Source organism: Caballeronia sp. LZ024, assembly GCF_031451455.1.
GTDB classification, from domain to species: domain Bacteria; phylum Pseudomonadota; class Gammaproteobacteria; order Burkholderiales; family Burkholderiaceae; genus Caballeronia; species Caballeronia telluris.
This window is the reverse complement of the sequence record NZ_JARUXL010000001.1, coordinates 1,276,801-1,300,601: the sequence shown is the minus strand read 5'-3', so window position 1 is coordinate 1,300,601 and position 23,801 is coordinate 1,276,801. Positions and strand designations below refer to the sequence as shown.

Sequence of the window (23,801 nt, the reverse complement as noted above, 5' to 3'; positions counted from 1 at the left end):
CAGAATCGCGCCGGAAACCACGATCGTGAACGCATCTCTATAATACCCGTTCACTAAAAGAGCCTTATGAACGACATCCTTGTGCTTTATTACAGCCGGCACGGTGCGACGCGCGAACTGGCGCTCGCCATCGCGCAGGGCATCGACAGCGTTCCCGGCATGCAGGCGCGCGTGCGCACGGTGCCGCCGGTATCGAGCGTCTGCGAGTCGACCGCGCCCGATATTCCCACCGACGGCCCGCCCTACGCCGAGCTGCGCGACCTCGAAGAATGCGCGGGGGTCGCGCTCGGGTCGCCGACACGCTTCGGCAACATGGCGGCATCGCTCAAATACTTTCTCGACGGCACGACGCCGCAGTGGCTTTCCGGCGCGCTCGCGGGCAAACCTGCGAGCGTCTTCACGTCGACGGGAAGCCTGCACGGCGGCCAGGAAAGCACCCTGCTCTCGATGATGCTGCCGCTCCTGCACCACGGAATGATGATCGTCGGCATTCCGTACACCGAATCGCGCCTCACGACGACGCAAGGCGGCGGCACGCCATACGGCGCGTCGCATCACGCGCGCCCGAACGCCGACGGCACCGCGGACGGCGCGATCTCCGCCGACGAGAAAGCGCTCGCCGTCGCGCTCGGCGCGCGGCTCGCGCGCACGGCGCTTAATCTCGCGCGCGGAGCGGCCGCCGCATGAACGCGCCCCGCGTAGAGCGCTCATGAGCCAGCCCGCCGCCCGCCCGGCGAGCGCGCGTCCTGTCTTCGCGACGGGCGCGTTCGCCAGCCTCGTCGCGCTCATCGCGCTCTCGTTCGCGTGGGAACTGTGGCTCGCGCCGCTGCGTCCCGGCGGCTCGGCGCTCGCGCTGAAGGCGCTGCCGCTCGTCTTCGCGCTTCCCGGCACCTGGCGGCGCGACCTTTACACGCTGCAATGGGCGTCGATGCTGGTGCTGCTCTATCTCGCGGAGGGCACCGTGCGCGGCATGACGGACGGCGGCCTGTCCGCGCGGCTCGGCTGGATCGAAGCGCTGCTCGCGCTCGTGTTTTTCGGCTGCGCGCTCGGCTACGTCGCGCCTTACAAGCGTGCGGCCCGCGCCGCAAAACGTCTCGGCAAGGACGCTTTGTAGCACGACTTGCCCCCGCCATGCCGGGACTATGCCATCCGGCCAGGCATCGCCGTGGTGCATCCTGCGCGATACTGTCGACTACGCTTTCCGATTTCCAAGGTCATGACCGCTTCCGCCCCGACTTCTAACGCCCGCCCTTCCCGTTGCGCGTTCGTCGCCGCCTGCGCCGACGTGCTCGGCGCCGCCCACGTGCTGACCGATCCGCACGATACCGCGCCCTTCCTCACCGACTGGCGCGGCCGCTACACGGGCGATGCATGCGCCGTGCTGCTGCCCGCCGACACGGAGCAGGTCGCCGCCGTCGTGCGGCTCGCGCGCGAATACCGCGTCGCGACCGTGCCGCAGGGCGGCAACACGGGCCTCGCCGGCGGCGCGACGCCCGATGCGAGCGGCCTGCAGGCGGTCGTGAGCCTGAAGCGCCTGAACCGCATCCGCGGCGTCGATCCGCACAACAACACGATCACAGTCGAAGCGGGCGTCGTGCTCGCCGAGATCCAGGCGCACGCCGCGGCCGCACAGCGCCTCTTCGCGCTTTCCCTCGCGGCGGAAGGCAGTTGCACGATCGGCGGAAATCTCTCGACCAACGCGGGCGGCACGGGCGTCCTGCGCTACGGCAATACGCGCGAGCTGTGCCTCGGCCTCGAAGTCGTGACTCCGCAAGGCGAGATCTGGGACGGCCTGCGCGCGCTGCGCAAGGACAATACCGGCTACGATCTGCGCGATCTCTACATCGGCGCGGAAGGCACGCTCGGCATCATCACCGCGGCGGTCATGAAGCTGCATCCGGCGCCTGTCGCGCAAGTGACGGCGCTCGCCGGGCTCGCTTCGCCGCACGCCGCGCTCGACTTCCTCGCGATGGCGCAGCGTCACGCGGGCGCGCTTTTGACCGGCTTCGAGCTGATGTCGGACTTCTCGCTGCGGCTCGTCGGCCGGCATTTCGGGCAGATGCGCTATCCGTTCGGCGAGCCGCACGCGCAGACCGTCCTGCTCGAACTTTCCGACAGCGAAAGCGAAGCGCACGCGCGCACGCTCTTCGAACGGCTGATGGAAGAAGCGATCGAGGCCGGCATCGTGGAGGATGCGGTCGTCGCGGAAAATCTCGCGCAATCGCGGGCGTTCTGGGACCTGCGCGAGCACATTCCGCTCGCGCAGGCCGAAGAAGGCCTCAACATCAAGCAGGACATTTCGGTGCCGATTTCGAGCATCGGCCGCTTCATCGAGGAAACCGATGCGCTGATCGCCGAAACCGCGCCCGGCGCGCGCATGGTCACGTTCGGCCATCTCGGCGACGGCAATCTGCACTACAACGTGCAGGCGCCCGAAGGCGTCGATCCGAAGGCGTTTCTCGCCGGGTATCAGAAGCGCATCAATGCGCTCGTCTACGAGCAGGTCCACGCGCACCGCGGCAGCATCAGCGCGGAACATGGCCTCGGGCAACTGAAAGTGAACGAGGCGATGCGCTACAAGTCGCCCGTCGAAGTGCGGCTGATGCAGACGATCAAAGCCGCGCTCGATCCGGAGAACCTGATGAATCCGGGCAAGGTCGTACCGGCCCGCGACTGAATTTGTATCGAGGAGAAGCCGTCGTGAAGATTCGCGTTTTGTCCGACCTGCATCTCGAAGCCGACGAACCCGTCGCGATTCCGTATGCCGAGGCGGATCTCGTCGTGCTCGCCGGCGACATCCACAATCACGCGGAAGGCGTGCGCTGGGCGGCGGAGAACTTCGATTCGCGCGTGCCCATCGTCTATGTGCCGGGCAACCACGAGTATTACGACGGCGAGTTCGGCGCGCTCGAAGTCGCGATGCAGGATGCCGCCCAAAGCGTGGACAACGTGCATTACCTGAACAACGCGACGCTCGTCGACCGCTACGGCAAATGGCGCGTGCTCGGCACGACGCTCTGGACCGACTTCGCGCTGTTCGGTGCGGAAGCTTCCCAGCTCGAAAAAGCGCAGGAAGCATGCGCGCGCGTGATGCTCGACTATCGCGGCGTGATCCAGATCGCGTGGCCCGAGCCCGACGGCGAACCGCGTTCGTTTGCGACGAGCGATTCGCTCGCGCTGCACGAACACGCGCGCGCCTGGCTCGAAAGCGAACTTGCGAAACCGTTCGACGGCCAGACGATCGTCGTCACGCATCATGCGCCGTTGCGGCAAAGTCTCGCGGAGAAATACGCGGAGGACGTGGTGTCGGCGGGCTTCGTCAACGACCTGCCCTCGCTCCTGCGCGCGCCTGTCGCGCTATGGATTCACGGGCACACGCACACGGCGTTCGACTATACGGTCGGGGGCACGCGCGTCGTCTGCAATCCGCGCGGCTATATCGACCGGCGCACGCGCCAGCTCGAAAACCCGCATTTCGCGTGGGACAAGATCGTCGAGATTTGAGCGGCGGCAACGAGCAGCGGCGACATTGAGCAATCAGCGGCACAACCGTTGGACCTAGCGGAGGAGCGCCATGTGCGGCCGAATCAGCCAGTACCGACTACCGATGCACTATGCGCAGCGCCTGCATCTGAGAAATCCGTTCGTGCTCGTCGATGCCGCCGACCGGCGGCCCGGCTACAACCTCTCGCCCGGCACGCATCCGCTCGCGATCTATCCCGACGAAACGATCCGCGCCGTGCACTGGGGCTATTGCCCGGCCTGGGCGATCCAGAAGAAGCTCCCGCAGACGATTAACGCGCGCGTCGAAACCGCATCGACGAGCGCGTATTTCCGGGCGTTGTGGAGAAAGGCGCGAATCCTGATTCCAGCGGACGGCTGGTTCGAGTGGAAGACCGAGCTGGCGGACGAGCCAGCGCCCGGCGCGCGAGCCAGCGCGAAGCCGCCGAAGCAGCCCTACTTCATCCGCCGCGCCGACGACGAACCGATGTTCCTCGCCGCGTTGACGAGCATCCAGACGGAAGACGACGCGCTCGTGCCCGGCGCCGGCTTCGTGATCGTGACGGCCACGGCGGACGAGGGACTCGTCGATGTGCACGATCGCCGGCCGCTCGTGTTCGAACCGCACGCCGCGCGGCGCTGGCTCGACCCCGCGCTGCCGCCCGCCGAACTCGACGCGCTCGGCAAGAACGGCGGCGTGGCCGCGTCGGAATTCGTATGGCACCGCGTGTCGGGCGACGTGAATCGCGCGATCAACGACGAACCGCGCTTGATCGAACCGCTCGCGCCGCTCGAAAGCGGCGAATGACCTTGCGGGCGCTCAGTAGTCGCGTGGACGGCGCCCGTCGCTGCGCGACTCGATCCTGATCGGCACGAGACGCTTTTTCGCGGCATCGTCACGATAGGCGCGCAACAGCTCACGCGTGGCGGGCACGGCGATCAGCGCGAGCAGCATCGCGAGAGCGGACATGAGTGGCGTATTCATCAGGCTTTCCCCGGTCGTGAGCGAGTGGACATGCGTCGAAAGTAACAAGATGCGGCCGAAATAAAAGTAAGCAAGTGTTGCGCCGCACACTATTGTTGTTACGGCGCAATGACAACCGAACTTGAGACCTGCGCCGTCACGCGACGACAAATTCCTTCAGCGATTCGGCATCCGCGGCAAGCGTCGCCGGCAGTTCGTCGCGCAGGAAATCGACCCACGTGCGGATTTTCGCGTCCAGGTACTGTCGCGACGGATAGAGCGCGCAGACGTTCAGTTCCTGCATCGTGTACTGCGGCAGCACGCGCACGATGGTCCCCGCCCGCAAAAGCGGCAGCGCCGAGGACGTCGGCAGCACGCCGAGCCCCATGCCCTCGCGGATCGCCACCGCCATCGCGTCGGCGACATTCACCGTGAACGTCGACGGCCCGAGGCTCACCGTTTCCTGACCGTTCGGGCCTTCGAAGATCCATTTGTCGGTGGGAAGCACGGGCGTGACGAGCTGCAGGCAGGTGTGGCGCACCAGATCGGAGAGCACGTGCGGGGTGCCGTGCTTCTCGATATAGGCCGGCGACGCGCACGCGATGCTGAACGCCGAGCCGAGCCGCTGCGACACGAGTCCCGAATCGGGCAACTCGGACGCGAGCACGACGGAGACGTCGAATCCCTCGTCGAGCAGATCGGGCATGCGCTGCGCGAGCGTGAGCTCGACCTGCACCGACGGATAGCGCGCCTGATAGCGCGAAATCATCGGCACGACGTAGTGCTGGCCGAAGCCTGTCATCGAATGCACCTTCAGCTTGCCGGACGGCCGCGCATGAGCATCGCTGGCTTCGGCTTCGGCCTGATCGACGTAGGCGAGGATCTGCTCGCAGCGCTGCAAATAGCGCTCGCCCGCCTCGGTGAGCGCGATGCGCCGCGTGGTGCGGTTCAAAAGCCGCGTGCGCAGGTGCGCTTCCAGATCCGAGACGGCCCGCGAGGCATACGCCGTGGTCGTATTCAAATGCTGCGCCGCCGCCGTGAAACTTCCTGCCTCCACGACGCGAACGAAAACGCGCATGTTTTGTAGCGTATCCATACTAGCTTCCGTCGTCCGATGTCTGGCTGTCGATTATTACACGATCGGCAATAGCGATTATCTCAACCATCGTAAGGATGCTTTGCATTCTTACGGGTTATTCGGTAATTAGCGCAAAAATATAATAAATGTCTCATGTCTAATTAAGGAAAGGGAGCCAATCGTGTCCGCGCCGGTATCAAGACGAGCGATCGCCATCGCCGCTCTTACAGTTATCTCAACAATAGCCGGTTGCGCCAGCACGGGAAACGTCGCGCCCGAATCCACTCTCCATCGCGCCTCGACACTCGACACCGGTGCCGCCATCCGCGCCGCCGATGGCGAGGCGGCCTGGCCGTCGGAGCAGTGGTGGCGCGCCTACGCCGATCCGCAGTTGAACGACTGGGTCGAACGCGCGAACGCGGGCAACCCGACGCTCGCGATGGCGGCCGCCCGCGTGCGTGAAGCGCGCGCGATGGCGGGCGTCGCGCGCTCGGCGCTCGCGCCGCACGTCGACGGCTCGCTGTCGCTTACACGCAAGGGCTGGCCGGAAAACGGCTACTACGGCCCAGGCACCTTCAACGACACGACCACCTGGAACAACACCGCCGCCCTCTCGCTCTCCTACGACCTCGACCTGTGGGGCCGCAACGAGAACGCCACCGAACGCGCGCTCGACGCCGCGCATGTGCGCGCCGCCGACGCGCGCGCCGCGCAGCTCGAACTCGAAGCAAACGTGGTGCGCGCGTACATCGGCATGTCGCAGAGCTACGCGCTCTTCGACATCGCGCAGCAGACGCTCGAACAGCAGCGAAAGATTGTCGATCTCGCGCGCCGGCGCCTCGCGGGCGGTCTCGGCACGCAGCTCGAAGTCACCCAGGCCGAGACGCCCCTGCCCGAATACGAGCGTCAGATCGACATTCAGAACGAAGCGATCGAACTCGCCCGCAACCGGCTCGCCGCGCTCGCGGGCGAAGGACCGGGCGCGGGCGCGTCGCTCGCGCGGCCGGTGCTCGCGCTCGGGCAGCCGCTCGGATTGCCGTCCGCGCTGCCGGCGGAACTCGTCGGACACCGGCCGGACGTCGTCGCCGCGCGCTGGATGGTGGCCGCAGAGGCGCGTGGCATCGACGTCGCGAAGGCCGAGTTCTATCCGAACGTGGACCTGCTCGCGTCGGTGAGCCAGATGGCTGCGGGCGGCGCCTTGCTCACTTTCCTCGGCGGCACCGGAACCGGTTTCAGTGCGGGTCCGGCGCTCACGCTGCCGATCTTCGAAGGCGGGCGGCTGCGCTCGCAGCTCGGCGCGGCATCGGCGCAATACGATCAGGCGGTCGAGCACTACAACGGCACGCTCGTCGGCGCGCTCAGGGAAATCGCCGATCAGGTCGTGCGCATGCGCTCGCTCGATTCGCAACTGGAAGCGTCGGGACGCTCGGTCGCGGCGGCGAGCAAGAACTATCGGCTCGCGAACGAGGGCTATCGGCGCGGGCTCACCGACTATCTCAACGTGCTGATCGCGCAGACGCAACTCTTGCGCGCGCAGGACGGCGAGGCGCGCGTGCGCGCGGAGCGGCTCGCGGCCTACGCGTCGCTGCAGGCGGGGCTCGGCGGCGGCCTCGACGATCCGTCGAACGGTCCCGACGACAGCACGCTCGCGCCGTCGAAGCATGTCGGCCCGCTGCGCGGCGTGGCGGCGTCGAAGACCGCCAGCGCGAAATAAGGCCCGCCGATGTCCGCCACCCCGCTCCCCGACACCTCGCTTCGCGCCGCGCTCCTGCACTGGGCGCAGACCGAGGGACTCGCCTGGATCTACATCTTCAAGGCGGTGCTCGCCGCGTTGCTGACGCTCTGGATCGCGATGCGCCTCGACATGCCGCAACCGCGCACCGCGATGACGACCGTCTTCGTCGTGATGCAGCCGCAAAGCGGCATGGTGCTCGCGAAAAGTTTCTACCGGTTTTGCGGAACGATGGTCGGGCTCGTCGTGATGCTCGTGCTCATCAGCCTCTTCTCGCAGCAGCCGGTGCTCTTCATCACGGCGACGTCGCTCTGGGTCGGCCTGTGCACGGCCGGCGCCGCGCGCAACCGCAACTTCCGCTCGTATGGCTTCGTGCTCGCGGGGTACACGGCGGCGCTGATCGGCATTCCGGCCGCGCAGCACCCCGACGGCGCGTTCCTCACGGCGCTTACGCGCGTCTCCGAGGTGTCGCTCGGCATCCTGTGCGCGGGCGCGGTGAGCGCGCTCGTCTTGCCGCAGCATGCCGGCGAGCAGATCAAGACCACGGTGCGCCGCCGTTTCAGCGGTTTCGTCGACTATGTGTGTCGCGCGCTGTCGGGCCGAATGGAGCGTCCGCAGATCGAGGCGACCCACGCGGCGTTCGTCGCGGATATCGTCGGCTTCGAGGCCGCGCGCAGCGTCGCCGTGTTCGAGCATCCCGAAACGCGCCTGAAAAGCGGCCGGCTCGCGCGGCTGAACAGCGAGTTCATGAGCGCATCGACGCGTTTTCACGCGCTGCATCAGCTGATGAACCGGCTGCGCGCGAATGGCTCGATGATCACCGTCGCCGCGCTCGAACCGTATTTTCATGAAGTCGCGCCGCGCCTGAACAAGTCGGGCGAACCGGTGATGAACGCCGCAGATGCCGCGCACGCCGCCGCGCAACTCGCGGACTTCAAGGCGGCGTTGCCGAAGCGCATCCGCGCGACGCGCACGGAACTCGCCACGCGGCCCGACTTCGCGCTGCTCGAATTCGACACCGCGTCGGAGCTGCTCTACCGCTTCGTCGACGACCTGCTCGCGTATGCAGAGACCTACGCGTCGCTCGCCGTGCCGACGCACGAGCGCGAGCACTGGATCGCGCGTTACGTGCCGCGCACCAACCTGCTCGCCGCGAGCGTCGCCGGCGTGCGCACGGCGATCGTGATGCTCGCGCTCGGCGCGTTCTGGATCGCGACCGCGTGGCCGAGCGGCGGCACGATGGTCCTGAACGCGGCGGCGGTGTGCGCGCTCGCGTCGTCGTCGCCGAGGCCCACGCTGATGGCGTTCCAGATGGCGAGCGGCACGCTGCTCGCGATGCTCGCCGGGATGATCGTCGTGTTCGGGCTGTATCCGCGCATGGACGGCTTCCTGCTGCTGTCGGCGGCGCTCGTGCCGTTCCTGATGCTCGGCAGCTGGCTCAGTACGCGCCGCAACCTGATGGGCGTCGGTGTCGGCTATTGCATCTTCTTCTGCTTTCTCGCCGGTCCCGACAACCTCACGCACTACGATCCAACCGGCTTCATCAACGACGCCATCGCGCTCGTGCTGTCGATGCTCGTTTCCGCGATCGCCTTCGCCGTGCTCCTGCCGACCGACGCGCCTTGGCTTTCGCGTCTGCTCGTCGCCGACTTGCGGCGCGAAGTCGTGGCGGGCTGCCGCGCGCGTCTGTCGACCCTCGGTTCGCGGCTCGCGACGCGCTTCGAAAGCCGCACGCGCGACCTGTTTTCGCAGATCAGCGCGCTCGCGGCGAATCGTCCCGAAGTGCAGCGCGACGCCTTGCAATGGCTCTTTTCGGTGCTCGAAGTCGGACATGCGGTGATCGACCTGCGCGAGGAACTCGCCGCGCCCGGCAGCGAGATCAGCGACGCGCCGTGGCGCCGCTCCATCGCGACGACGCTCGACGCCGTCACGCGTCTCTTCGACAAACCCGATGCGAAGCGTTTCCGTGCCGCGCTGGCATCGACCTCGCGTGCCATCGGGCAGTTGCAGGATCAGCTCGACGCCGAGCGTCCGCCGCGCGACGAGCGTCACCGCTTGCAGCGCATCCTGAGCCACCTGCATTTCATCCGCACCGCGCTGCTCGATCCGCAGTCGCCGCTCGATCCGTTCAACGTCGAAAAAAACGATCCACGCACCGCGCCGCCGAACCAGGGAGCCCACCATGCCGCGTAGCATCGCGATCCTCGAAGCCTATGTGCCGACCATCCTGCTGCTGTTCGTCGCGGGCGCGTTCCTCACCTGGCTGATCGACCGCGGCCTCGCGCTGACGGGCCTTTATCGCGTCGTGTGGCACCCGTCGCTCTTTCGCGCGAGCCTGCTCGTGTGCGTCTGCGGGCTCATCGGCCTCGCCGTCTACGGCTAGGCGCATCCGTTCATCCAAGCTACAACGAGTCGCATCATGATCATTCGAAAAATCGTGGGTTTCATTCTGACGGCGATCATATTCGCCGCCGCCATCCTGATAGGACGCGCGCTGTGGGTCCATTACATGGACGAGCCGTGGACGCGCGACGGCCGCGTGCGCGCGAACGTGATCAACGTCGCGCCGGACGTGTCGGGCGCGGTGGTGACGATGCCCGTCGCCGACAACCAGTTCGTGAAGAAGGGCGAACTGCTGATGGAAATCGATCCATCGCATTACCGGATCGCCGTGCAGCAGGCGCAGGCGAACGTCGCCGCGCGCCAGGCCGAGCTACGCATGCGCCGTGCCGACGCCGCCCGCCGCGCGGACATGGATAGCCTCGTCGTGTCGCGCGAGCAGCGCGAGAACGCGACACAGGCGGCCTCGACCGCCGAGGCGCAGTTGCAGCAGGCGCAGGCCGCGCTCGATGCCGCGCAACTCAATCTCGAACGCACGAAGGTGGTTTCGCCGGTCGACGGCTATGTGACCAATCTGAACGTCTATCGTGGCGACTATGCGACGGCGGGGACGGCGAAGCTCGCCATCGTCGACAGTCATTCGTTCTGGGTTTATGGCTACTTCGAGGAAACGAAGCTGCCGCGCGTGCGCATCGGCGATCAGGCGCAGATGCGGCTCATGAGCGGCGGCGTGCTGAAGGGCCACGTGCAAAGCATCTCGCGCGGCATCTACGACCGCGACAATCCCGAGAGCCGCGAACTGCTCGCGGACGTGAACCCGACCTTCAACTGGGTGCGGCTCGCGCAGCGCGTGCCGGTGCGCATTCACATCGACGACGTGCCGGCGGGCGTGGCGCTGTCGGCGGGGACGACGTGTACGGTGGTGATCGGGGCGTCGGGTTGAGGTTTGCCCGCTGTGCGCGATGCTCCGGCAGGTAGAATGAGTTTTCGACCTGGAATGGATGGAGCGCCTGATGGAACGTAAAAGCATCGGCAGATTCGCGGCTGGCACGCTGCCGCCGCGCAAGATGATCGCGCCGAGTTCGGACAACACCGTCGATATGTCGACGACAGAGGCGAGGGAACGCGTCATGAAGGCGGTGCGCAAGGTGATCAGCACGCACAACGTCGCGATCAAGGAACTTGCGAAGCGCTGATGCTACTCGACGCGGATTACGTGAGAGCAGTCCACGACGAGATTCTCGCTCGCGAGGGAGGGCTCCCGGGATTCGCGCACGCGGGCCCTGGTGGCGTCGAGGCGGTGCTGGCGAGAGTGGAAAATCATGCGCATTACGCCGGCCTTAACGACGTCTTCGGCATTGCCGCCATGTACGCCGTTGCCATCGCGCGAGGCCATGTATTCAACGACGGCAACAAGCGGACCGCGCTTGTCTGCGCATTGACCTATCTCGAACTGGAAAACTACGACCTGACTTCGACGCCGGAACTGGAAAACGAACTGGTGGACGTCATGGTGTCCGTAGCAGAAGGAAGCATCGAGCGCGACGACCTCGCTGACTACCTCGCCGCTGTATTCATGGCCGTGTAGCGGCGTCAAACAACGAGCCGTCCGCGTTCGAACCGGACGGCTTTTCACGAAGCTCCCCGCTCTACTTCAACACGACCTTCACATCGAAGTACTTCGCGGCGAGCTTGTCGATCGTGCCGTCGTCCTTCAGTTCCTTCAGCGCCCGGTTGAGCGCATCCTTCAGCGCGCGATCGTTCTTGCGCACGCCCAAGCCGACGCCCGCGCCGAGCAGCTTTTCATCCGAGACCGCCGGGCCCGCGAACGCGAAGCCCGCACCCTGCGGCATCTTCAGAAAGCCCTTCGACGCCGCCTCGGCGTCCTGGAACGCGGCGTCGAGCCGACCCGAAGCCAGATCGGCGTAAATCTGGTCCTGCGCCTGATACGACTGCACGTCGACGCCCGCCGGCGCCCACTTCGCCTTCGCGTAAGTCTCCTGGATCGAGCCCTGCAGCACGCCGACATGCCGGCCCTTCAGGCTCTGCGCAGTCGGCTGAATGTTGCTGCCCTTCCTCGCGACCAGCTGGTTCGGGATCGTATAGATCGGGTCGGTGAAATCGATCGCCACGCGGCGCTTGTCGGTGATCGTCATGTCCGAATTGATGCCGTCGAACTTGCGCGCCTGCAGCGCGGGAATCAGCCCGTCGAACGAATTTTCGACCCACACGCACTTCACTTTCAGCTTCGCGCAGACGGCGTTGCCCACGTCGATATCGAAGCCGATCAGTTCGCCAGCCGGCGACTTCGATTCGAACGGCGCATACGACGCCTCGACGCCAAAGCGGATTTCCTTCATGTCGGCGGCATGCGCGCCGAGGGTGGTCACTGCAGCGGTGGCCGCGATCGCGAAAGCCGCGACCTTGCGATTCAGCGAATACAGGGTGTTCAATTCGGTGTCCTCCAAAGGGTGCTTCGACTCTTTCGTTCGTTCCGTGCGGCGTATCTGGCTCGATGCCGGCCTGCGCAGCATCGCCTCGCAAAAAGGCCGTTTCAAACACGCCCCATTGCGACGACGCATCGCAACAGACCGGCGGGCCGCGATTGTAACGCGCCCGATACGCGCGCCAGCTTGCCATGCGGCGAAGCAGCGCGAGTCGAGTCGTTCGGAAAAGGCGAAAAAACTGGCAAGCGAATGTCGCCCACGCGCAAGCGATACAGCGTGAGCGACACGCCTTCAGGCGAGCGATAGAAGCGTTTCGTCGGTCGTGTCGACGACCATCAGCCCGGCGCGCAGCCCCGGCTTCACCTTCGGATTGGGAAACACGATGCGCTCTTCATCGTGCGTCACGCGATAGCGATACTCGCCGTCGCGCGCGAGTTCAGTCCCGGCGGGAAACGGCGTGAAATTCGGCACGTCGCTCGCGACATCGAGCTGGAATGCATCGCTTAGCTTGTCGATCTGCCCGACGACGGTGAACACGCGCAGCGGCCTCGCCGCATCGACGGCAACTTCTCCCGCGATCAGCCGCCGCAACGCGCGGTCCGAGGCGGCGAAGCGCGCGAGATCGTTCTGCCCGAACGGCCGCACCTTGCCGAGTTCGAGCGTGCACGACAGCGCGCCCGCGCGCTCGGCGGTGAAATGCGTGAACGTGTTCGACTTCTCGCGATGCAGCAGCACCGCTTCGAGATGCGCATCGCGCAGCCAGTCGAACATCGCGCGCGATAGCGGCGCGCCCGTGTGCGGCAAGAGCGCGAACTGCTCGAAGACCGACGCGCGGATCGCCGTGTGCATGTCGATGTGCCACTTCGGATGCGCGGTCTGCGGCGCGGCGGCGAAGAAGCCGAGCGCGGCGTCTTCGAGTTGCGCCGCGCGCGGCGCTTCGCGGCTCGTGGGCAACGCGAGATGGCGGCCGTTGAAGAGCCGGTTGAGGTCGTCGTCGAGATAGCGGTCCGCCGCGCGCATCGCCGCGATGTTGCCGAGGATCACGAGCATGCGCGCCTTGAGCGCAACGGCGCCGCTCGCGATGTCGGCGACCAGCGTCGAGAGCATTTCGATCGGCGCGGTTTCGTCGCCGTGTATGCCCGCCGACGCGATCACGCTGTGCGTCGCCTCGCCCCGTGGTTCGAGGCTCACGACGCCGTCGCCAAGCCAGCTCCAGCGCGCGCCCGAAGGCGCCGTGCCTTCCGACAACGCCGGCCGCTTGCCGGCCAGCACGAACGACAGCAGGTCGGCGAGCATCGCGCCTTCAGCGCTGGAAGTCATAGATCGCACCCAGTCCGAGGATCGTCGTGAGTTCGTCGAGCGCCGTGCGCGACTCGCCGAGCAGCTTCGGATCGGCGAGATCGGCCGGTGCAAGCTGGTCGCGATAATGCGCGTCGATCCAGGCATCGAGGCGCGTGAACAGCGTGTCGTTCATCCACACGCCCGGGTTCACGGCCGCGCGCTCGGCGTCGTTCAGCACCACCCGCAAGCGCAGACACGCCGGACCGCCGCCATTTTTCATGCTCTCGCGCAGATCGAAGACGAGCACATCGTCGATCGGCGTCGAGCGGGTTGCGAGCGAATCGAGGTACTTCGCGACGCGCGCGTTCTCGCGGCACTCCTGCGGCACGACGAGCACCTGCCGCCCGTCCGGGCGCGTCAGCAACTGGCTGTTGAAGAGATACGACGACACCGCGTCCGCGACGCTCACTTCGTCCTCGGGCACTTCGATCGCCGTGAAGCCGGCACCCTGCGCGTCGAGCTTCGCGCGCAGTTCGCGGTAGACCTCCGGCTGATCGAGGAACGCGCGCTGATGGCAAAAGAGCGTCGTGCGGTTGCCGACCGCGATCACGTCGTTGTGGAACACGCCCGCGTCGATCACGTCGGGAAGCTGCTGGGCGAACACCGTCGTCCGTTCGGAGAGACCGTGCAGGCGCGCGACCGCGCGGCTCGCCTCCAGCGTCTGGCGCGCCGGAAAGCGCTGCGGCTGCGGTCCCTGACTGTACTCGCTGCGTCCGTACACGAAGAACTCGACGCCCCGCGCGCCGTACTCGCTGCAAAAGCGCGTGTGGTTCGCAGCGCCCTCGTCGCCGAGCGCGGGCGTGCCGGGCAGCGCGTGATGAATCCGGAAGCGCGACTCGTCGGCGAAGATCGCGGCGAGCGAGCGACGCGTCTCGCCATGCTCGATCGCGCGATGCAGCTTGCTCGCGAGATTGGCCGGCGTGAAGTGAACGCGCTCGTCGGCCGTATCCGCGGAGGGACTGACCGTCGCCGCGTTCGCCGTCCACATCGCGGAAGCCGAACTCGCCGCCGCGAGCAACTCGGGCGCTTCGCGCGCGGCGCGCTCGATCATCGCTTCGTCGCTGCCGGTAAAGCCGAGTTCGCGCAGGAGTTTCAGCGACGGCCGTTCGAGCGGCGGCAAAACGCCCTGATGAAAACCGAGGTCCGCGAGCTGCTTCATCTTGCGCAAGCCCTGCTTCGCCGCGGCCTTCGGGTTCGCCACCGACTTCTCGTTGTTGCGCGACGCGACATTGCCGAACGACAGCCCCGCGTAGTTGTGCGTCGGGCCGACGAGCCCGTCGAAGTTCGCTTCGAATGCTTGCATCATGAGTCCTTCGCGCGATTATTTGAATTCGAGTCCGGGCGACACGCTCGCGGGCATCTGCAACTGCGCGCTTTCGACCGACGCCATCGGATACGAGCAGTAGTCGGCCGCGTAGTACGCGCTCGGCCGCTGGTTGCCCGAGCGTCCGACGCCGCCGAACGGCGCCGCCGACGACGCGCCGTTGGTCGGCCGGTTCCAGTTGACGATGCCCGCGCGGATCGTGCGCTGGAAGTGCGTCCAGGCGGATTCGTCGTCGGCGAGGAGACCCGCGGACAGGCCGAAGGCCGTGTCGTTCGCGCGCTCGATCGCTTCGTCGAAAGTCTTGTAGCGCGTGACCTGAACCATCGGGCCGAAGTGTTCTTCGTCGGGCACGTTTTGCGCACTCGTCACGTCGAGGATCGTCGGCGACACGAGGCCGAGCCGCGCGTCGCGCTGCGTCATTTCAAGCACCGGCTTCGCGCCCATCTCGATCAGTTGCGCCTGCGCCGCGACGAGCTTTGCCGCGGCGCGCGCCGAGACGACCGCGCCCATGAACGGCTGCGGATCGGCATCGAAGGCGCCGTAGCGGATCTTCGATGTCACTTCAGTGAAGCGCGCCATGAAGCGCTCGCCGAATGCATCGTCGGGGACGAAGAGGCGTCGCGCGCACGTGCAGCGCTGCCCCGCCGACAAAAACGCCGACTGGATCGTGTGATGCACGGCGGCGTCGATGTCTTCGACCGGCGCGACGACGAGCGGATTGTTGCCGCCCATCTCCAGCGCGAGGACGATCTCCGGCCGCCCGCCGAACTGCCGGTGCAAGAGCGTGCCGGTGTCCGAGCTGCCGGTGAAGAAAAGCCCGTCGATCTGCCGGTGATTCGCGAGCGCGACGCCCGTGTCCTTTTCGCCTTGAACGAGGTTCAGCACGCCCGCCGGAAGCCCCGCCTGCGCCCACAGCGCGACGGTCGCCGAGGCCACGCCCGGCGCGAGTTCCGAGGGCTTGAACACCACGGCATTGCCCGCGATCAGCGCCGGCACGATGTGGCCGTTCGGCAAGTGCCCGGGAAAGTTGTACGGCCCGAACACCGCGACGACGCCATGCGGCCGGTGACGCAACACCGCGACGCCATCGGCCATCGGCGCGCGCTTCTCGCCGGTGCGTTCGTGATAGGCCTGCACGGAAATATCGACCTTCGCGGCCATCGATGCGACTTCGGTGCGTGCTTCCCAGAGCGGCTTGCCGGTCTCGCGGCCGATCGTGCGCGCGAGGTCTTCCTTGTTGTCGTTGAGGAGCGTCGCGAAACGCTTCGCGACGCCGACGCGCTCCTCGAACGGCAACGCCGACCACGAAGCGAACGCGCGCCGCGCGGCGCTGACGGCGCGATCGACATCGGCTGCGTCGGCGCTACGGCCTTCCCACGCGAGTTCGTCGGTCGCCGGATTGCGCGACGCGAACGGCGCGCCCTTCCCTTCGATCCATGCGCCGTCGATATAAAGCTGATTCGAGAGTGTCATCGTAAGTCCTTGATAGCGTCAGGCGGCGGTCTTCGCGCGCGGTGGCGACGCGAGCACGCGCACGGTGTCGCCTTCCTTCACGCGCAACGCGGCGGCTTCGTCAGCCGTCAACAGGAACGCGCCCTCTTCCGGCACGCCGGAGGTCGCGCCGACGCGAAAATCGTCCAGCGATGTGTTCGATACGAGGCTGCGCGCGTCGCCCTGGTCGTGTCGCTCGCCGATGCGCACCTGCGCGAGCACACTCTCTCGCACCGTGCGCAAATCGGTGATGTGGCATTCGAGCACCGGGCCGGCATCGAAGATGTCCACGTGATTCTCGTAGCGCAACCCTTCCGCTTCGAGCATCTTGCGCGCGGGCGCGGTGTCGCGATGCGTCACGCCGACCACCTGCTGGGCCGCTTCCGGCAAGAGGTCGAGATACACCGGATAGCGCGGCATCAGTTCGGCGAGGAAAGACTTCTTGCCGTGCGAGCTGAGATAGTCGGCTTCATTGAAGCCGATCTGATAAAAGTGCGAGCCGACCGCGTTCCAGAACGGCGACTCCATGCTGTCGTCGAAATGGCCGCGCAATTCCGCGCACAAGCGCTGCGGAAAGCGTTCGCGGAACTGCGCGATGAACATGAAGCGCGAGCGCGACAACAAGCCGCCCACGCCCGCCGTGCGATAGCGCGGGCTCAAGAACAGCGAACACACTTCGGCGTAACCGGTCAGGTCGTGCGAGATGTTGAGCAGCGACATCTTCGTCCACACGCCGAGATCACGGCTCGCATGCACGACCGTCGACACGCGGTAGTTGTAGAACGGCTGCTCGAGGCCGACTTCCGTTTCGATGCCGCACACGCCGGCGATATCGCCCGTCGCGGTATCTTCCATCGCGAACAAGTAGCCGGCTTCGTATGGCTCGGCCGCGCCCGCCAGCGTGCGGCGCGCGCGGTCGACGCGCGCGGCGAGCGCGTCGCGGTCCGGCTTGAAGGTGGTGAGTCCGGGGCCCGTCTCGCGGGCGAGCGCGACGAGCGCATCGACGTCCCCGGGCTGCACAGAGCGCACGACGATCATTGCAGTTCTCCCGAGGCCAGATGCAAGGGCACGCAACGCACCGTGTCCTTTTCCGTCACGCCGAGCGTCTCGCGCATCGGCGCGGTGAGCGTGGCGCCGTCCGCGCGCGTCGGCGGCAGCGCGGCGAGCGCGCAGCGAAACGAATGCGCGCCGCCCGCCGCCACGAGATACGGCGTGCCGGCAGGCGCCGCGCCGTCGTACACCGTGCGCAGCTCGTTGGTCGTGACCGAGGCGCTGCGTTCCACCGCAATCGTCAGGACCGGACCGGCGTCGAAGATATCGACGAAACGATCCGGCTCGAAGCCTTCCTCCAGATGGATGTCGTAGGCGAGGAGCGCTTCCTCGTCCGGCTCGCCGAGCACGCGCTGCGCTTCGGCGGGCAGAAGCGGCACGTAGAGCGGATAGCTCGGCATCACTTCCGCGATGAACGTGCGGCTGCGTCCGCCCGACTCCAGCTCGACCTGCTCGAAGTCGCGCCCGAAGAACTTGCGCCCGACCGCCTCCCAGAACGGCGACACGCCCGCGTCGTCGGTCACGCCGAGCATCAGCGAGAACACTTCGTCCGAGAAGCGCTTGCGGTTCGCCGCGATGTACTGCATGCGGGCGCGCGAGAGCAGATGCGCGGCGGCGTCGTTGCCGGCCTCGTCGCGCAGGGCCGGGTCGATGTAGAAGCCGGTCAGCCGGCTCTTGCCGGTAAGCTCGTGCGACATTGTGAGCGCGTGGATCTTGCGGTTCACCTTCAGTTCGCGCGACGCGTGAATCAGCGCGTCGTTGCGAAACGCGTAGAACGGCTCCGAATAACCCGCCGACGCCACGATGCTCGACGTGCCGAAGAGCGCACCCGTCTCCGAATCTTCCAGCACGAAGAGATAGAACTCCTCGCCCGGAAAATCGACTTCGGCGCGAAACGAATCCTCGGAAAGCGCGACACGCGTTTCGAGCGCCTGCCGGTCACGGGGCAGCGAATGCAGCACGGGATGCGCCGCGCGCGCCATCCGTTCGAGCGCGTCGAGATCGGAGAGTCTTGCCGGTCGGACGAATAGCATCATCGGTTCCAGTGTCGAGGGTTCGGAATCAGCGCGCCGCAACGGCTTCGCCGACCACTTCGGCGATCGCCTTTTCGATGCGCGCAAAGCCTTCGTCGAGATCGGCCATCGGCATCACGAGCGACGGCGCGAAGCGCAGCACGTTCGGTCCCGCGATCAGCATGATCACACCGTTCGCCGCGGCCGCGTTGAGCACGTCCTTCGCGCGGTCCTTGTAGGCGTCGGCGAGTTCCGCGCCGATCAAAAGCCCCTTGCCGCGAATCTCCTTGAAGAGACCAAAACGCTCGTTGATGCGCGCAAGATGCGCCTTGATCGCCTCGCTGCGCTCGCCGACGCCTGCGAGCAGTGTCGGGTCGCTGATCAGCTCGACCACCTTCTCCGCGATCGACGCGCCGAGCGGATTGCCGCCGTAGGTCGTGCCGTGAACGCCGACCTTGAAGTGCGCGGCGATTTCATCGGTCGTCAGCATCGCGCCGATCGGGAAGCCGTTGCCGAGCGCCTTTGCCGTGGTGAGAATGTCGGGCGTGACGCCGTACTGCATGTACGCGTAGAGCGAGCCCGTGCGGCCGACGCCTGTCTGCACTTCGTCGAAGATCAAGAGCGCGCCGTGCTTGTCGCACGCTTCGCGCAGGCCTTCGAGGAACGCGGGATCGGCGGGTAGCACGCCGCCCTCGCCCTGGATCGGCTCGACGATGACCGCGCAGGTGTTCGCGCCGATCGCATCGAGCGCTGCCGGCAGGTTGTTGTACGGCAGGTGACGGATGCCGGCCGGCTGCGGGCCGAAGCCTTCCGCGTATTTCGGCTGGCCGCCGACGCTGACGGTAAAGAACGTGCGGCCGTGGAACGACTGCGTGAACGAGATGATCTCGATCTTCCCGGGGCCGAACTTGTCGATGGCGTAGCGGCGCGCGAGCTTGAGCGCGGCTTCGTTCGCTTCGGCGCCGGAATTCGCGAAGAAGGCGCGGTCGGCGAAGGTCGCCTCGGTCAGGCGTTTGGCGAGGCGCAGGACGGGTTCGTTGGTGTAGCCGTTGCCGATGTGCCAGAGCTTGTCGCCCTGGTCGTGGAGCACTTTCAGCAGTTCGGGATGCGCGTGACCGAGCGCCGTGACCGCGATGCCGCCAGCGAAGTCGATGTAGTCGCGGCCTTCCGTGTCCCAGATGTGCGAGCCGCGTGCGCGATCGGGCACGAAATTCGCCGGTGCGAATACGGGGACCATCACTTCGTCGAAGGTGCCCCGCGTTACGTTGATGTCGGTCATGAGTCCACTCCTTGGTCGGTGTTTGCTGCGTGCCGCGGCGTTATCAACCATATTAGGTAATCGCCGCGGCGCCGTCTTGCGTGTACGCGACATGGTTCTATTGGAGCGCCGGAGCTTGGCTGGGGTTCGACGCCATTCGATGTTTCTGCGCCGTTCCACAAAAGCGCATCAACCGTGGACAGCCCCTCACCGACCCTCGATCATGGCCCCACCGCGCGGCTCGACCGCGCCTTCCGTGCGGTGCTTCTCGATCCAGTTGCGCCGCTCCTCGCGAGGCGTCACCCCGAACCGGTCGCGGTACGCATTGGAAAAGTGCGCCGCCGACGCAAACCCGCACGCGAGGCTGATCTGCACGACCGACTTGCTCGTGCGCTGCAACTGCGTGCGCGCCTTGGAAAGCCGCAGGTTGAGGTAATACTTCGACGGCATCGAACCGAGATACTGCCGGAAGAGCCGCTCCAGCTGCCGCCGCGAAATCCCCACGAGCCCGGCGATCTCATCGGTCGCAAGCGGATCTTCGATATTCGCTTCCATCAGTTGCAACGCATCGTTCAGCCGCGGATGACGCTCGCCGGGCGCGGTCACGAACGGAATCCGCTGCCGCTCCTCGCCTGCGCGCAGCACGCCCACGCCCAGCGAATCCGCAATGCGCTCCGCCAGATCGCGGCCATGATCGCGCGCGACCATCGCGAGCATGAAGTCGACGGTGGACTGCCCGCCCGCACAGGTCGCGCGGTCGCGGTCGATCTCGAAGATCTGCTGCGTGACGATCGTGCGCTCGAACTGCTCGGCGAACTGCTGGTAGGTCTCCCAGTTCACCGCGACGCGATACGCGCTCAGTTGCCCCGCCATCGCGAGCCACCACACGCCATGATGGATGCCAGTGACGAGCGGCGTGCGCGTCGCCACGCGCGCGAGGCTCGCGAGAAACAGCCGGTAGTCGGCGAACTGCTGGTAACGCTCGGACACGACGATCAGCCAGTCGCACTGGATGGCGTCGCCGAAAGCGGCATCGGCGGGAAGCTGCGCGCCGCCCGAAAGCGGCACCGGGCGGCCGTCCCAGGAACAGACGCGCCAGTCGTAAAGACGATGGCCGTCGATTTCGTTGGCGAGCGTCAGGCTGTCGACGATCGGGCCGATGGCGCTCATCGAACACGGCGGCAACGCGACGATCGCGACCGTGAGCGGTCTCGACACCGTGGCGGGACTGACGCTCACCGGTTACTTCAGACTGCCGGACAGGAACTGCCTGAGCCGTTCGCTCTTCGGCGTACTCAGCACCTCGGCCGGCGCGCCCTCTTCCTCGGTGCGCCCCTGATGCAGAAACATCACGTGATTCGACACGTTGCGCGCAAACCCCATCTCATGCGTCACGACGATCATCGTGCGCCCTTCTTCCGCGAGCTTTTGCATCACCTTCAGCACTTCGCCGACGAGTTCCGGATCGAGCGCGGACGTGGGTTCGTCGAAGAGCATCACGTCGGGATGCATCGCGAGCGCGCGGGCGATCGCGACGCGCTGCTGCTGCCCGCCCGACAGATGCGACGGATACTGCTTCTCCATGCGCGGCGCGAGGCCGACCTTCTCCAGATACGTGCGCGCGCGGTCCTCGGCTTCCTTCTTCGGCAGGCCGAGCACGTGCATCGGCGCTTCCATCACGTTCTCGATCGCCGTCATGTGCGACCACAGGTTGAAGTGCTGGAACACCATCGCGAGCTTGGTGCGCACGCGCTGCAACTGCTTGTGATCGGCGACGTCGAGATTGCCCGCGCGATCGGGCTTCGTGCGCACGGCCTCGCCGTCGACGATGATCTGCCCGGCGTTCGGCCGCTCCAGGAAATTGATGCAGCGCAGGAACGTGCTCTTGCCCGAGCCGCTCGCGCCGATGATGCTGATCACGTCGCCCGCGCGCGCCGCGAGCGAGACGCCCTTGAGCACTTCGTTGTCGCCGTAGCGCTTGTGAATGTCCTCTGCCACGAGCTTCGTCGCGGTGTCCTTGGCGGTTGGCTCCAACTCGTTCTCCCGGGTGATGACTAATAAATGCAATGCGATTCTAGCCGCTGAAGCGCACTGGCTCAGCGGCGGCCGGCGCCGAGATACCCGAGCCAGCGCTTCTCCGCCTTCCGGAACGCGGCCACGAGCGCAAACGAGATCGCGAGATACATCAGCGCGGCGATCCCGAACGATTCGAACGACTGATACGTTGCCGAATTAGCATCGCGCGCGACCTTCAGGATGTCCGGCACGGTTGCGGTGAACGCGACGGTCGTGGCGTGCAGCATCAGGATGACCTCGTTGCTGTAGAGAGGCAAGGCGCGGCGCAGCGCGGAGGGCAGGATCACGCGCCGGTACATCGTGAACGTGCCCATGCCATAGGCGCGGGCCGCTTCGACTTCGCCGTGGGGAATCGCGCGGATCGCGCCCGCGAAGATTTCGGTCGTGTAGGCGCAGGTATTGAGCGCGAAGGCGAGGATCGCGCAGTTGAAGCCGCTGCGAAAGAACGCCTCCAGGAGCGATTGCGTGCGCACGAATTCGAGACTGTACATGCCGGTATAGAGCAAGAGCAGTTGCACGTAGAGCGGCGTGCCGCGAAAGACATACGTGTAAAGGCGCACCGGCGTGGAAAGCCAGCGGTTCTTCGACACCCGCGCGCACGCGAGCGGCACCGCCGCGACAAAGCCGAGCGCGATCGACGCCGCGAGAAGCCACAGCGTGATGGCGAGGCCGGACGCGCGCAGGCCGTCGGAATAGAGAAACGGACGCCAGTATTCGGCGAAGATCTGGATCATGGCCGGTGCTCCGGATTAAAGGTCGGCGTGGCGAACGCCCGTCGAATAGCGGCGTTCGAGCAGCATCAGCACGACGTTCGAGGCGGTCGTGATTGCGAGATAGGCGGCCGCCGCGACCAGGATGAAGAAGAACATGTTGAACGTGCTCTTGCCCGCGTCCTGCGCGGCCTTGACGATATCGGCGAGACCGATGATCGACACGAGCGCCGTCGCCTTGACCAGCACCTGCCAGTTATTACCGATGCCCGGCAGCGCGACGCGCATCATCTGCGGAAACAGGATGCGGCCGAACACGCGCATGCCGCTCATGCCGTACGCGCTGCCGGCTTCCAGCTGTCCGCGCGGCACGGCGAGAAACGCGCCGCGAAAGGTCTCGGTGAAATAGGCGCCGTAGATGAAGCCGAGCGTGAGCACGCCCGCCGTGAAGGGATCGATGTCGAACTGGTCGAGGCCGAAGGCGTCGGTCAGGTTGTTCACCGCGATCTGGATGCTGTAGAAGAGCAGCAGCATCAGTACGAGATCGGGGACCGAACGGATGAGCGTCGTATAGCCCGTGGCGAGCGCGCGCAAGACACCGTAACGCGACAGTTTCGCCGACGCGCCCAGCAACCCGAGCACGACCGATACCGCGAGGGAAAGCACCGCGAGCGCGATGGTCTGTCTGGCGCCCGCGAGCAGCAGCGGGCCATAGCCGTATAGGAACACTTGCGTCTCCGTCTGATTTTCGATTCGGCATCGTCTGAATCTCACGGCAAATCCGTGAGAATCCAGCGATCGGCGCCGATACTCGCAAGCGAAAATCAATTGCTCAAATGCGACGGGACAGGTTTATTGCATCGCAGCATGACGCGCAGCCCGTCTTGCCGGCGCGCAATGGCGCTTCGGACAAGGCATGGCCGCTGCGGCGACCCGGAAAACCCGCACGCGCGCCGTGCGCGAAATTCGCAGGTTTTCGGTCGCTTTTTCGATAGACCGTCAGTCGTCGGTGGCGGGCGTTTGCGGCGCGATTGATCGCACGAGTCGCGCGACCTGCCCGTTCGCGAGCGCGATCTCCGGGCTCGATTGCAAAAGCGGCAGGTACTGATCGGCGAACGCGGCGTCGCGCGTTTTGGCCGAGAACATCGCGACGACCGAGCTCGCGATGTCGATGCGATCCTGCGCCTGCGCTTTTTCGTCGTCGAGGACATCGTCGAGGGCGGCGATCAGCGTCGAGAGCGGCGAGAGCCAGCGATACGCCGAGCCGTTGATCACGATCTGCAGGAATTCCCCCGGCGACACCGGCCCGAACTCGGCTTCGTGCCGCGCGCGCAATTCGGCGAGCATGCTCCGGTGCAGCGCGAGCAGCGGATGGCGCACGTCGTTGAGGAAGGTCGTCGCGGCTTGGTCGTTCATGGCGGTGCTCTCGGTTGATTGCATGACGGGAAGCGCAGTAGATGGGGCTTCGATGCAGAA

At 66.2% G+C, this 23,801-nt stretch carries 25 protein-coding genes; 11 read left to right on the top strand and 14 right to left on the bottom strand.

The features are described 5' to 3' along the window. The first annotated feature begins 66 nt into the window (after positions 1–66). The 5 genes from wrbA to QCE48_RS05885 all read left to right on the top strand — a co-directional run bounded on the left by wrbA (position 67) and on the right by QCE48_RS05885 (position 4,309). Complete coding sequence (wrbA, locus tag QCE48_RS05905) at positions 67–687, top strand: NAD(P)H:quinone oxidoreductase (protein ID WP_309788211.1); 621 nt, start codon at positions 67–69, stop codon at positions 685–687. Between the two features lie 22 nt (positions 688–709). Continuing rightward, positions 710–1,114: a DUF2069 domain-containing protein gene (locus tag QCE48_RS05900; RefSeq protein ID WP_309788210.1), complete on the top strand. Its 405-nt coding sequence runs from the start codon at positions 710–712 to the stop codon at positions 1,112–1,114. A gap of 102 nt (positions 1,115–1,216) precedes the next feature. Next, positions 1,217–2,677, top strand: a complete 1,461-nt coding sequence (locus QCE48_RS05895; RefSeq protein ID WP_309788209.1) for an FAD-binding oxidoreductase — start codon at positions 1,217–1,219, stop codon at positions 2,675–2,677. A 23-nt stretch (positions 2,678–2,700) separates the two neighbouring features. Then, positions 2,701–3,504, top strand: a complete 804-nt coding sequence (locus QCE48_RS05890) for a metallophosphoesterase (RefSeq protein ID WP_309788208.1) — start codon at positions 2,701–2,703, stop codon at positions 3,502–3,504. 70 nt (positions 3,505–3,574) lie between these two features. Next, positions 3,575–4,309, top strand: coding sequence for an SOS response-associated peptidase (locus QCE48_RS05885; RefSeq protein ID WP_309788207.1), 735 nt, complete (start codon positions 3,575–3,577; stop codon positions 4,307–4,309). Positions 4,310–4,321: 12 nt separating this feature from the next. On the opposite strand, the gene QCE48_RS05880 is transcribed toward QCE48_RS05885, so the two are convergent. Then, positions 4,322–4,486, bottom strand: a complete 165-nt coding sequence (locus QCE48_RS05880; protein WP_309788206.1) for a hypothetical protein — start codon at positions 4,484–4,486, stop codon at positions 4,322–4,324. Positions 4,487–4,622: 136 nt separating this feature from the next. Continuing rightward, entirely contained in the window at positions 4,623–5,561 is a 939-nt protein-coding gene (locus QCE48_RS05875; RefSeq protein ID WP_309788205.1) for a LysR family transcriptional regulator, read from the bottom strand. Positions 5,562–5,724: 163 nt separating this feature from the next. Between QCE48_RS05875 and QCE48_RS05870 the strand changes: the two genes are divergently transcribed. The 6 genes from QCE48_RS05870 (at position 5,725) to QCE48_RS05845 (ending at position 11,203) form a co-directional block, all read left to right on the top strand. Further along, entirely contained in the window at positions 5,725–7,257 is a 1,533-nt protein-coding gene (locus QCE48_RS05870) for an efflux transporter outer membrane subunit (RefSeq protein WP_309788204.1), read from the top strand. A gap of 9 nt (positions 7,258–7,266) precedes the next feature. Continuing rightward, positions 7,267–9,468 carry an FUSC family protein gene (locus QCE48_RS05865; protein WP_309788203.1) on the top strand — a complete coding sequence of 734 codons (2,202 nt, stop codon included), beginning with the start codon at positions 7,267–7,269 and terminating at the stop codon, positions 9,466–9,468. Beyond that, a complete protein-coding gene (locus QCE48_RS05860; protein ID WP_062639663.1) occupies positions 9,458–9,658 on the top strand; it encodes a DUF1656 domain-containing protein in 201 nt (66 codons plus the stop codon). The genes QCE48_RS05865 and QCE48_RS05860 overlap by 11 nt, the downstream gene beginning before the upstream one ends. 36 nt (positions 9,659–9,694) lie before the next feature. Further along, positions 9,695–10,558: an HlyD family secretion protein gene (locus QCE48_RS05855; protein WP_309788202.1), complete on the top strand. Its 864-nt coding sequence runs from the start codon at positions 9,695–9,697 to the stop codon at positions 10,556–10,558. Positions 10,559–10,628: 70 nt separating this feature from the next. Then, on the top strand, positions 10,629–10,811 hold the full coding sequence (locus tag QCE48_RS05850; RefSeq protein ID WP_309788201.1) for a hypothetical protein: 183 nt from the start codon (positions 10,629–10,631) through the stop codon (positions 10,809–10,811). Then, positions 10,811–11,203 carry a type II toxin-antitoxin system death-on-curing family toxin gene (locus QCE48_RS05845; protein WP_309788200.1) on the top strand — a complete coding sequence of 131 codons (393 nt, stop codon included), beginning with the start codon at positions 10,811–10,813 and terminating at the stop codon, positions 11,201–11,203. Before QCE48_RS05850 ends, QCE48_RS05845 begins: the two co-directional genes overlap by 1 nt. A gap of 61 nt (positions 11,204–11,264) precedes the next feature. Here the strand turns inward: QCE48_RS05845 and QCE48_RS05840 are convergent, their stop codons facing one another. The 12 genes from QCE48_RS05840 to QCE48_RS05785 all read right to left on the bottom strand — a co-directional run bounded on the left by QCE48_RS05840 (position 11,265) and on the right by QCE48_RS05785 (position 23,741). Further along, a complete protein-coding gene (locus QCE48_RS05840) occupies positions 11,265–12,059 on the bottom strand; it encodes an ABC transporter substrate-binding protein (RefSeq protein ID WP_404983358.1) in 795 nt (264 codons plus the stop codon). Positions 12,060–12,353: 294 nt separating this feature from the next. Then, a complete protein-coding gene (gene astE, locus QCE48_RS05835; RefSeq protein ID WP_309788198.1) occupies positions 12,354–13,382 on the bottom strand; it encodes a succinylglutamate desuccinylase in 1,029 nt (342 codons plus the stop codon). Beyond that, positions 13,366–14,706 carry an N-succinylarginine dihydrolase gene (gene astB, locus QCE48_RS05830; RefSeq protein WP_309788369.1) on the bottom strand — a complete coding sequence of 447 codons (1,341 nt, stop codon included), beginning with the start codon at positions 14,704–14,706 and terminating at the stop codon, positions 13,366–13,368. The genes astE and astB overlap by 17 nt, the downstream gene beginning before the upstream one ends. Before the next feature lie 18 nt (positions 14,707–14,724). Then, the gene (astD, locus tag QCE48_RS05825; protein ID WP_309788197.1) at positions 14,725–16,200 is read right to left on the bottom strand and encodes a succinylglutamate-semialdehyde dehydrogenase; all 1,476 of its coding nucleotides are present in this window, start codon (positions 16,198–16,200) and stop codon (positions 14,725–14,727) included. A gap of 18 nt (positions 16,201–16,218) precedes the next feature. Further along, positions 16,219–17,256, bottom strand: a complete 1,038-nt coding sequence (gene astA, locus QCE48_RS05820) for an arginine N-succinyltransferase (RefSeq protein ID WP_309788196.1) — start codon at positions 17,254–17,256, stop codon at positions 16,219–16,221. Further along, entirely contained in the window at positions 17,253–18,302 is a 1,050-nt protein-coding gene (aruF, locus tag QCE48_RS05815; protein ID WP_309788195.1) for an arginine/ornithine succinyltransferase subunit alpha, read from the bottom strand. The genes astA and aruF overlap by 4 nt, the downstream gene beginning before the upstream one ends. A gap of 28 nt (positions 18,303–18,330) precedes the next feature. Continuing rightward, positions 18,331–19,560, bottom strand: coding sequence for an aspartate aminotransferase family protein (locus tag QCE48_RS05810; protein ID WP_309788194.1), 1,230 nt, complete (start codon positions 19,558–19,560; stop codon positions 18,331–18,333). Between the two features lie 186 nt (positions 19,561–19,746). Next, positions 19,747–20,709: a GlxA family transcriptional regulator gene (locus tag QCE48_RS05805; protein WP_309788368.1), complete on the bottom strand. Its 963-nt coding sequence runs from the start codon at positions 20,707–20,709 to the stop codon at positions 19,747–19,749. Between the two features lie 72 nt (positions 20,710–20,781). Continuing rightward, positions 20,782–21,573 carry an ABC transporter ATP-binding protein gene (locus QCE48_RS05800; protein ID WP_309788193.1) on the bottom strand — a complete coding sequence of 264 codons (792 nt, stop codon included), beginning with the start codon at positions 21,571–21,573 and terminating at the stop codon, positions 20,782–20,784. Between the two features lie 62 nt (positions 21,574–21,635). Then, positions 21,636–22,349: an ABC transporter permease gene (locus tag QCE48_RS05795; RefSeq protein WP_309788192.1), complete on the bottom strand. Its 714-nt coding sequence runs from the start codon at positions 22,347–22,349 to the stop codon at positions 21,636–21,638. Between the two features lie 15 nt (positions 22,350–22,364). Continuing rightward, entirely contained in the window at positions 22,365–23,054 is a 690-nt protein-coding gene (locus QCE48_RS05790) for a histidine ABC transporter permease HisQ (protein WP_309788191.1), read from the bottom strand. Positions 23,055–23,324: 270 nt separating this feature from the next. After that, complete coding sequence (locus tag QCE48_RS05785) at positions 23,325–23,741, bottom strand: hypothetical protein (protein ID WP_309788190.1); 417 nt, start codon at positions 23,739–23,741, stop codon at positions 23,325–23,327. Between the last annotated feature and the right edge of the window lie 60 nt (positions 23,742–23,801).

Coding starts and splice junctions, on each gene's coding strand:
- wrbA (WP_309788211.1), top strand. CDS start 67: ATGAACGACATCCTTGTGCTTTATTACAGCCGGCACGGTGCGACGCGC.
- QCE48_RS05900 (WP_309788210.1), top strand. CDS start 710: ATGAGCCAGCCCGCCGCCCGCCCGGCGAGCGCGCGTCCTGTCTTCGCG.
- QCE48_RS05895 (WP_309788209.1), top strand. CDS start 1,217: ATGACCGCTTCCGCCCCGACTTCTAACGCCCGCCCTTCCCGTTGCGCG.
- QCE48_RS05885 (WP_309788207.1), top strand. CDS start 3,575: ATGTGCGGCCGAATCAGCCAGTACCGACTACCGATGCACTATGCGCAG.
- QCE48_RS05880 (WP_309788206.1), bottom strand. CDS start 4,486: ATGAATACGCCACTCATGTCCGCTCTCGCGATGCTGCTCGCGCTGATC.
- QCE48_RS05875 (WP_309788205.1), bottom strand. CDS start 5,561: ATGGATACGCTACAAAACATGCGCGTTTTCGTTCGCGTCGTGGAGGCA.
- QCE48_RS05865 (WP_309788203.1), top strand. CDS start 7,267: ATGTCCGCCACCCCGCTCCCCGACACCTCGCTTCGCGCCGCGCTCCTG.
- QCE48_RS05860 (WP_062639663.1), top strand. CDS start 9,458: ATGCCGCGTAGCATCGCGATCCTCGAAGCCTATGTGCCGACCATCCTG.
- QCE48_RS05855 (WP_309788202.1), top strand. CDS start 9,695: ATGATCATTCGAAAAATCGTGGGTTTCATTCTGACGGCGATCATATTC.
- QCE48_RS05850 (WP_309788201.1), top strand. CDS start 10,629: ATGGAACGTAAAAGCATCGGCAGATTCGCGGCTGGCACGCTGCCGCCG.
- QCE48_RS05845 (WP_309788200.1), top strand. CDS start 10,811: ATGCTACTCGACGCGGATTACGTGAGAGCAGTCCACGACGAGATTCTC.
- astE (WP_309788198.1), bottom strand. CDS start 13,382: ATGACTTCCAGCGCTGAAGGCGCGATGCTCGCCGACCTGCTGTCGTTC.
- astB (WP_309788369.1), bottom strand. CDS start 14,706: ATGCAAGCATTCGAAGCGAACTTCGACGGGCTCGTCGGCCCGACGCAC.
- astD (WP_309788197.1), bottom strand. CDS start 16,200: ATGACACTCTCGAATCAGCTTTATATCGACGGCGCATGGATCGAAGGG.
- astA (WP_309788196.1), bottom strand. CDS start 17,256: ATGATCGTCGTGCGCTCTGTGCAGCCCGGGGACGTCGATGCGCTCGTC.
- aruF (WP_309788195.1), bottom strand. CDS start 18,302: ATGCTATTCGTCCGACCGGCAAGACTCTCCGATCTCGACGCGCTCGAA.
- QCE48_RS05810 (WP_309788194.1), bottom strand. CDS start 19,560: ATGACCGACATCAACGTAACGCGGGGCACCTTCGACGAAGTGATGGTC.
- QCE48_RS05805 (WP_309788368.1), bottom strand. CDS start 20,709: ATGAGCGCCATCGGCCCGATCGTCGACAGCCTGACGCTCGCCAACGAA.
- QCE48_RS05795 (WP_309788192.1), bottom strand. CDS start 22,349: ATGATCCAGATCTTCGCCGAATACTGGCGTCCGTTTCTCTATTCCGAC.
- QCE48_RS05785 (WP_309788190.1), bottom strand. CDS start 23,741: ATGAACGACCAAGCCGCGACGACCTTCCTCAACGACGTGCGCCATCCG.